A 7648-nucleotide genomic window follows, 5' to 3' on the forward strand; every position below is an offset into this window, starting at 1 on the left:
TGTCCGTTTGAGGGTCTGTTGCTGCCGCAGGCGTCGACCGGCCATTCGATGCATGATCAACCAACGGGTGGTCGGCCAAGATCGCATGACGACGACGTAGCGAGGAGAACGCGCGCCGGCGGGCCACCTGCTCCAGCTCGTCGCCGTGATCGCCGCGGCGCAGAACAGGATCGCAATCGTCTCACTCACCGCACTGCCACGGAACGAGTTCTTCCCGCCGGTTCACCCGAGAAGCGCGAGTCGCTGACGGCGTGGTGTACGAATTTCGGCCGCACACGGGCACCGGTGCCGAGTGAGGTCAGCACGATTGTGACCGGGCGATGGCGATGACGGCGTTGGGAGGGGTACTGGGTGTCCTCCTGGATGTGGGCGGTGGCTCGACCGTCGAGCGCAATTCCGGCACCGTGATGATCGGACTTGGCTTCTCCGCCCCGGGCCGCCTCAGCGCTGGCGACCTGGTGGGACGTGTCATCACCACAGGTCAAACAGTGGTTGTGTCGCAGTTCAGGCTCGGCCGACCACCACAACGCATCCTGCCATCGCCTGACCGGGGGTGTCGCACCGCTCTGGGATGCTGGGAAGCCAATAACGGCTGGGGGAGCCCATGCAGCAGGGCGACCAGGTGAACCCCGGACGTACCTCGTCGTCAGCGGCGAGGACGAAAAGGCCGCGGCCGCTTGACTGCGCCCGGGGAATAGGAATCGAGGAGCAGCAGATGACCGTTGAAGACCTGATGCAGATGATGGCGGCGATCCGCTTCGAGCACCGGTGGCTGGCAGAGGATTTCGTGGCGGAGTCGCTGCGCCTGGGCGAGCAGGAGCGTGGCAAGGAGCACCACTACGTGCCCCGGATGTACCTGAAGCGGTGGGCTGTGGATAAGAAAGTGCAACCGGTTCTCGTTGACCGCCGGCAGGTATCGCCGCCACAGCGGCCGAAAGAGGTCGCGAAGAAGACGAACCTCTACTCCCTACCTGCACCTGACAGCACGATGGATCAACCGCTGCGGTGGATCGAGAAGCACCTGTCCCGGATCGAGGACGAGTGCGCAGATCGGCTCGATCAGCTTGCATGCCGTGAACACGGTCTGGTCGTGGACGACGAGCTCAAGCGAGACATGTCTGTCTTTCTCGGACTTCAGGTCACTCGCACCGTGAGCAACCGGGAGCGTTCACTTCTGCTGATCAACGGTCCGATCGGGGCGAAGCGGGAATTCTATCGACGAATGGGAGTGAGTGAAGCTGCCTTCGACGCAATGCTCGCCAACACCTACACCGATCCAAAGACCGAGGCGATCAATCTGATGTTCGCCGACATCCGCAATACGGTCGCAGGCAGCCTGTATCGAAGGGAATGGGCGGTCTACCGGACCTCGGAACCGATCGTCACCTGCGATGACCCGGTGGTGTTCGTAGCCGGCCCCCCGGGTACCCGGGACGTCACGATCGGCGCCTTGTTCAGCGCGGCGGTGCTCTACCCGCTCAGCCCTGAACACTTGTTGGTCATGCTCAGGCCCGATCTGAGGCACAACGAACCGTATCTGCTCAATCAAGACGAGACTCGAAGCGCCAACCACGAGATCGTCGCTGCGGCCGCCTCGACGGCGTTCGAGCGACCCGGTGACGACATCGCGGTGCACCTCGAGGTGCCGGTCCGCGCCCAGGCCGCCGAGCTGGACGACGATCAGGTGGCTCAGCTCGACGACGTCACAGCACTGCGTCTACTCCTAGAACGAGTGACCCCTCGCAGTCGGTGGGCTGGCGTCCCCGATGCACCGGGATGGCCGGTGCCGCGGTGGTACACCGGGTAGTTAGTTGCGCTCCGACCTGTAGTGACGGCACGCTCCGGCCTCTCTTCCTGGCGGGGTGCTACCGCGCGGTGCGCCGGGTGATGACGGGAGATCCGAACGTGTGGATGGTATTTGAGCACCAGCACCCGGCGGGATCCTCTCGACGTTTGAGGCGACCGAATCGGTACGCGAGGAGCTGAATCGACGGGGCAGGCTGCTTGGTGCTCGGTAGTGCGGCCGGCCATATCTACTGATTCGGTGTGCGTGCTCTGCTTCGGATCGGCGGTGCCGCTGGATCCGTAATGCACAATGTTGGAACGTCGTGGGGAAATCCTGCGCGTTCCCGGCTGATTTACGCTCTCTTGAACAGACGTCGTACACGGTTCCACATGCCATCTGGCGAGGGGCCCTGCTCGTTGGGGTTGCCCTGTGGCTCCGGGTCGAGGTGGCCCACCTTGTAACGGATCAAGAGGCGACGCAGGTCTTCCCTTGTTGTGAGATCGAGGTCTGTCAGCGGGGCGGTGCTAGCGCTCGGAAAGATGATGTTCTCCGGTTCTGGCACCGCGAAACCGTCGTGCATCTGTGTTTCTTGAAGGTGTTTCACGAGGGCCCGCACGACTTGCCTCTCGTATCTGGTCTGTCGGCGGAGTCCGATCGTGTGCACGGCGGCTTCATGCGTCACTGGAATGACCTCGAGGCCGGACGCGACACCAACCATTTCCTCGAAGTCGAGACCGGAGTACATCTCGGATTCGCCGTGGTTGGCGGTGTCCGTGCACCGAGAGAAGCGCTGCCGGTCGCCGAGTCGACGGGCGTGGGAGAGCAGCGAACTCTCGACGTTGCGCGGATTCAACACAGGGATCGACACCCACATCCTTGTGATCTTCATACCGTCGTGCTCACGGTAGAAATGCGCAGCGTGCTTGTGCAGGCGGTCTCCGGGATCGACTGTCCATCCAACCTTTACCCAGCCTGAATCGAACTGGATCACATAGAGATAGCCGCGGATCCGAAAGCCCTCATCGTCCCAGATGTACAGGCCACCGTGGCTCGAAAAGAGCTCGTTAAGTGTCGCGCTGTACGGCGACCGGTACTCATACCCCAGCTCCACGCCGTGAAGATCGAGCATAAGAGGTCCAGCTTCAACGGCTCGAAGCGCCGACGAGTCTTCAGCGGTAGGTACGTGCGGGGTAATGGTGACGTGCCTGAGTGCTTCCAGGAGTTCGTCGTGGCGGGTCATCAGGCGAGCGTAGGGCAGGGCTGGGACAGAAAGAGGGCTCAAACGAGTGCACATTCGATCGAGGAGTCCGGTCTGGGTGTGTTCGTGTCGGTGTTAAACGGCACTGTCACCTGGGGCTCGCCCGCCGCCACCACCACCACCACCACCGACGTCGGCGGCGGTCTGGATTGCGGTCCTGAGCGACGGTATCCGCGGCTGCGAGTGCGAGTACGTGGCTGCGAACAGGCCTATTTTGCTTGGGCGTTCTCCTCGTAAGCAGCAACGGCGCGGCGGACTTCACCGGAGATGTGATCACGGAGCAGGTCTGCAAGCTTGTCCGCGTCTGCTGACCTCGGAAAGCCCTTGAGTGCAACCGCGACGAGGCGCGCAACAAGAGTCCCCTTACTCGACAGCAGCCGCGTTAGGAGAGACAAACAGCGATCGTCCTCGGACATCGCAAAGGCTACTTGATTGGCGATCACGGATTGGACCCATGCATCGTCATCTCTGGACATCGCCCAGAGAGTATCGATTCCCTTACCGATTCCCCGGGAAGCGATGAGGCGGACGGCAGCTTGGCGTTGTTCACTGCTGTCTGATGTCATCAGGTCCCACAGCTCGGCATCGGATACGGCACTGGGACGGATCGAGGCAAGGGCGCCGGCTGCTTCGCCACGAATGTCCTGGATGCCGAAAAAGAAGTGGTTCTTGGCGCCGTTCAGCGACAGCCGTCGAAGCGGCTCGATGAGTGTGTCAGCTACTTCTTCCGGAAGGCGTTCGCTGTGCTGGCGAAGCGACACCAGCGCCTTCTGGAGATGGTCGACGAAGGCACAGTCGAGGGAGAGAAGCCGTACGATGGGTTCCCATAGAGCCTGGTCGGGATGCCAGGCATTGACCAACACCATCGTCCCGGCGACGTTCTGCCCGGTGATTCGGCTCTCATCGCGTCGAAGTTGCTCCATCTGTTCGTCGAGTCGGACAGATAGATGTTCGAGTAGTCCATGGACGGTGTCCGGGTCGAGATCACGGACGTCGCCGAATGCGCCGAGTGCACCCAAGTCGCCGTCCTTGATGCGAGCTCGGAGCGCATCGCGATTGTCAGGGTCTGCGTCCGCGAGGATTCCAGCGAATACGTTTCGAAGTTCCGCGTCGTCCCCCGATCTGGGGCGTCCGGCTATTGCGGTACGGTCGGCGTCGGTCCATTCATTGGACGGGATTCGAGCCACCACGCTTGCCCAGTCGTGGGCTCTGCTCGTATCGCCCTGTGGTGGCAGAGCCAGCACGGTGTCGATGAGCTCCCGTCGCACTGGTGGCGAGATCGCCGGCACGAGGTTCCTCAAGGTCTCCAGCAGGATCGTGACCACGAGGAAGGAAGGCTTGAACCGGACCTCGAATTTGGCTGTATCGGCCAGGTTCGACAGGATCCACCGCGCGTGGACGTCGGCGGTGGCGGTGTCCAGAACGTCCGCCGCGGACGTGACCAACTGGAGGTCAGCACGTACGGAAGTTCGCGTGGCGACCTCGAGATCGATGGAAGAGGCGGCTACACGGACAGCATTTGCCGGTCCCGATTGCAGCAACCGCCTGCATGCCCTTTTGAGGGTCTTGCTGTCGCCGACTCGACTGAGCATCGTCAGGGCGCTGACAATGTCGCCTTCACCACCCGTGCCGAAGAGAAGGATGTGTTGCGCACGAAGGCCGGATGTGTGTCGCCACGACGAATGATCAGCTGCCGTACTGGCGAGCAAAGACGCAGCGCGCAGCCTCAGCCAGGTCTCGTCACCGGCATCGGCCGTCGGTGTAGATCCCTCCGCCCACGCAGTGAAGTGATCGTCGAAGTGGTTTTGCAGACCCCACCCTACTTCTTGACTCCGCCACCATGCTGCCAAAGTGTCGCGGCCGGTGACTACCTCGGACACAGCGCTCCACTCGCCTGCAGTGAAGATGATGTCCGCGCCGGAGCCGGCAATGGCCATGGCGGTGGGGTCCTGGGGAGCGAACGTGCGCAGCCGCTGCACTTCGAGGGCAAGCCGACGGGCATCCTCCAGTTCGCCTAGTTCGATGAGGCATCGCGACTTATGCAGCACCAGCCAGTCGTGGTCGACGGGATCGCACTCGTCCTTGTCGAGTTCGGTAGCAACGAGTGCCATACCACCATGAGGGTCGCCGTTCTCAATTCTCATTGCACAGGCAAAGACGGCGGCGGCAGCGCGTTCATGGGGCTCGTTCGTCGTGTTGATGAGCGCCTCGAGCGTCTCAAGATTTCCTCCACCGACGAGTAGATCGTGGAGTGCCGCGTAGAACTGCCAGCGCCATTCTTTCGACTCCCGGCATTCACCGAGGGACGGAACGGGTCCCTTCTTCCCCTTGAGCTCGAGATGAAGCGGCTCTGGATCGAGCTTGTCCAATCTCATCTTCATCAAGAGAGCAGTGGCTTGATCCGGACGCAGTGCATCAACCGACCGGTTGGGGTGGGGCGCGATCAGTCGCGGTGTGAGCAGGGCGTACCGGAGCTGATCAGGCGTGAAGATCGATGCTCCTCCGTCCCAGGCGCTGCCTTCCCAGCGAAGGCCGACACGGTCATTGGTTGCTACCTTCAGCAGCTCGTCGGCGTGGTCCTCGTCAATGACGGAGGAGGCCTTCGGAACAAGGATCTTGGATCCTTTACCAGTGGATTTGATCTTGTCGTCAGTGACGTGGACCCAGTGCGACGTCCTTGTCGTCTCGTTGTGCAGCACGACGATGTGAGGCGCATTATGGTCCCGCCAGTACTTCAGGTACTCGTCGTCGCTGTCCCGGAACCACCACCCCACTAGGTCGCCCGACTCATCGTGCTCGGGTTCCTTGAAAAAGGTGGGTCCCGACTTGACCTGGGCGCCAACGATCGCACCGAGGTCGAATCGGCGGTTGTCTCGGGCCTGCAGCAAGAGGTCCGAGCCCACCTCGCCGGCTGGATTTGGTGCAACATGCCACAGCAGTCGTTCGAACTCGAGCTTCACGGCGGTTTCACCGATATTTCCAGTCTGCTCAGTTTCACTTCCGCGCCGCGCCATAGCCTCCGCCTCGGTACCGTCTCGCTGATCGGTTACCTACATTAGCTGTCAGGTTGCCGTCGTCCTTTTTGTGACGGAGCACGCGCTACGAAGCGGCGATCGTTTTTGTCGGTGCAGGTCCCGCCGAGGACGGTGCGGGAGATCCTCGACACCGAGGCGGAGGCGCTGAACGCCCTTCCTGACGGCGGTGGGCCCGGATCGGGGCTGGTCGACGAACCGGTCCCGCTGACCCGGGAGATGACATGTCCCGGTGTGCGGGTCGGGCGGCGCTACGGGGGCGTGTGTGTTGTGTCTGAGCGTGCTATTCGGGGTGGTTGAGGGCGTCGGTGATGCGGTGGTGGATCCAGGTTTCGAGGTTCTGGCCGGCGGCGTGGGCAGCGGCGTCGGCGCGGGTGTATTCGTCGTCGCTGAGCCGGATCGGGACGCGGTGGGTGGGGCCTGGAGTGGGCTGTTGGGCGAGTTCGCGTCTGAGGTGCTCGCGCATGTCGCTGATGGGCAGCGGTGCGAGGTCGACGAGGATCTGGGCGCCGGTGGAGGTGGGGTCGTCGAGCAGGGCCAGGAGGAGGTGGGCGGTGCCGATCTGCTCGTGTCCGAGCAGGGCGGTGTGGCGGAGGCTGCCTTCGATGACTTTCTTCGTTTGCGGGGTGAAGGGGATGTGCCCGGCCGCCGGCGTGGAGCCCGCCGGTGCGCTGAGCTCGGCGAGCTTGCTCTCGAGTGCCGGGGTGGTGACACCCCAGGAGGTCAGTGCGGCCGCTCCGGGGCCGCCGGCGTCGAGGATCCCTACGAGCAGGTGTTCGGTGTCGACGGAGTTCTGGTGGTGGGTGCGGGCGGCGCCGGCGGCGAGGACGACCACTTGGCGGGCTTGATCGGAGAATTTCTCGAACACGATGACGCACTTCCTCCCCCGGCGTCGCTGTACGACGCGATCCGCTGCTGACTTCCCTGTTGTTCATTCTGGGGGTCCTGTGCCGTGGGTAGGTGGTTATGAGCGGATCGGCGCGTAATGGCATTGTGACCTGGTGTGATGACATGTCCCCGGTTTGTGATGTGGGGGTGCCGGCGACCCCTACGGGGGAGTGCCGGCACCGGGGTGCGTGGGGGTGTCGACACGCCCACCCGGCGTCCGTTTCGCCCGGTTCGGAACCGATCTTGAAAGTTGTTGATGTGTAATATGTTTGGATAAATTGTTGATGCATAAGTATTTACGTGAATTATGCACAAATATGAGATTGTAAGGTTTGTAATCTGTTGCAAATAACGATATTTGGAGTATTGTCTGCTTTCAATTGTTGTGGGCGTGTTCGAGGTGAGGTGGTATGCTGTGGGTATGACATCGAGTGTCGCGGGAAAGAGGGTATACGGCGGGTCAGGCACACTCTCCCGCCTCCCCAGCCTCGTTGGGATGCGGGGAACCGGATCGAACGCTCCGATAAAAAGCGCTGGTGAGCACCTAATGTCGGAAACTCAGAGGAGCGAAGCGGACTCGATCGACGGCAACGCAATTGGGACCCACTGCGAGCCGCGCAGCGGCTCCCTGGCGGGGAGCGAAGCGACTCGCCCCGTCTCCCGGTGCGAAGCACCGGGATCAGC

4 protein-coding genes are annotated in these 7648 nt (G+C 62.3%); 1 reads left to right on the forward strand and 3 read right to left on the reverse strand.

The features are described 5' to 3' along the window. Positions 1–604: 604 nt before the first annotated feature. A complete protein-coding gene (locus ACFTWF_RS43125; protein ID WP_378467178.1) occupies positions 605–1807 on the forward strand; it encodes a DUF4238 domain-containing protein in 1203 nt (400 codons plus the stop codon). A gap of 331 nt (positions 1808–2138) precedes the next feature. Here the strand turns inward: ACFTWF_RS43125 and ACFTWF_RS43130 are convergent, their stop codons facing one another. The 3 genes from ACFTWF_RS43130 to ACFTWF_RS43140 all read right to left on the reverse strand — a co-directional run bounded on the left by ACFTWF_RS43130 (position 2139) and on the right by ACFTWF_RS43140 (position 6944). Continuing rightward, positions 2139–3026, reverse strand: coding sequence for a hypothetical protein (locus tag ACFTWF_RS43130; protein ID WP_378467179.1), 888 nt, complete (start codon positions 3024–3026; stop codon positions 2139–2141). A 227-nt stretch (positions 3027–3253) separates the two neighbouring features. Next, entirely contained in the window at positions 3254–6058 is a 2805-nt protein-coding gene (locus ACFTWF_RS43135) for a DUF4365 domain-containing protein (protein ID WP_378467180.1), read from the reverse strand. 301 nt (positions 6059–6359) lie between these two features. Continuing rightward, positions 6360–6944, reverse strand: coding sequence for a Clp protease N-terminal domain-containing protein (locus ACFTWF_RS43140; protein WP_378467181.1), 585 nt, complete (start codon positions 6942–6944; stop codon positions 6360–6362). Between the last annotated feature and the right edge of the window lie 704 nt (positions 6945–7648).

This window comes from Rhodococcus sp. NPDC056960 (assembly GCF_042674125.1).
GTDB lineage: Bacteria > Actinomycetota > Actinomycetes > Mycobacteriales > Mycobacteriaceae > Rhodococcus_F.